The sequence below is a fragment of the Methylophaga sp. UBA5088 genome, assembly GCF_002414625.1.
In the GTDB taxonomy this organism is placed as follows: Bacteria; Pseudomonadota; Gammaproteobacteria; order Nitrosococcales; family Methylophagaceae; genus Methylophaga; species Methylophaga marina.
In genome coordinates, this window is sequence record NZ_DIAC01000134.1 from 13,561 (window position 1) to 14,856 (window position 1,296).

Annotated in this window: 2 protein-coding genes; both read right to left on the bottom strand. The window is 40.4% G+C overall.

Translation table 11 applies throughout. The features are described 5' to 3' along the window. Positions 1-261 (bottom strand): formate/nitrite transporter family protein (locus B4K20_RS16535; protein ID WP_289283763.1); only part of this gene is annotated, 261 nt, incomplete at its 3' end. Between the two features lie 175 nt (positions 262-436). Beyond that, positions 437-1,296: EAL domain-containing protein (locus tag B4K20_RS16540; RefSeq protein ID WP_289283764.1), on the bottom strand; the 860-nt coding region annotated here is incomplete at its 5' end.

A 1,296-nucleotide genomic window follows, 5' to 3' on the forward strand; every position in this document is an offset into this window, starting at 1 on the left:
TAATGGCACAAGTGCAAACACACCGGTCAATAAATCAAACCCTAATAAATTCAGAATACAAAACCCGACGGGGAAGATTAAAGCACCGACTATTGGAATACCGGTTTGTACAGCGGCCGTCACAGCCAGAGCGACGGCGATGGCTAAAATGGCACCAGCCATAAATGAACGAATCAACACATCTCGGGTGGCCATGAATAATTTTGACTCACCAGCATCCACCATTGTTTTTACAAACTCACCAGGGCTTATATAAGACATGGCATTTATTTCTCCACAGAACTAAAAAAGTAAGGTAGATTTAAATTGGCATTTATTATGCCAGTTTAATAATGCTTTATATATCAGTGTGATAGTGGTGTTTTTGTCTGGGGGAGTGCTGGTTTTTTGCACCATATTGAATATTTTGTCCCTGCATGGTGCAGGGCAGTAAGATTTAATCTGACTCGGGTAATAAATCTTGTTGGGGCTTGCCAATATAAAAGCCTTGAGCAAAGTCGACCCCGTATCTTTGTAGAATGTGGAGTATGGCTTCATTCTCGACATATTCGGCAATGGTCTGGCGACCAAGCCCTTTTGCTACATCAATTAATGCTTTAACAAAGAGCTGATCGTCTTTATTGATATCCAGATTTTGTATAAAAATACCATCGATTTTAATGATGTCTATGGGCAGTTCCCGCATGTAATTGAATGAAGCAAAACCAACGCCAAAGTCATCCAGTGAAAAACGGCATCCCAGCGCTTTGATGGCGGTCATCATTAATTTAGCTTGATACAGGTTTGAAACCGCCACCGTTTCGGTAACTTCAAAAATTAAGGCGGTAGGGTCCACATCAAAGCGTTTAATTAATTTTTTTAGATAGGGCAATAAAACGGGGGTATCCACCACGGCACCAGACAGATTGATAGCAAACTCTACTTTAGAACCTTGTTTTTGTAGTTCGCCTAATTTTTTTATGCTGTGATGTAAAACATAATGGTCGATGCTTTGAATGAGTCCGACTTCTTCAGCAATTTCGATAAATTTGCCGGGTAAAGTGATTTCTTGGGTGGCGGGATCACGCATTCTGACCAGGACTTCATAATGCTGAATGTTATTATTATTCAGATTGAGTATGGGCTGGAAATAGAGAACGAAGAGATGATTTTCCAAGGCTTCTTCGATTTTTTGTTTCCAATAAACCCGTTTTTGTAGCTGTTCACGACTTTGATCATCCAATGAAAAAACATGATAGCGACCTTTGCCGTTAGCTTTCGCTCGATACATGGCCAAATCTGCAAAGCCTATAAGTT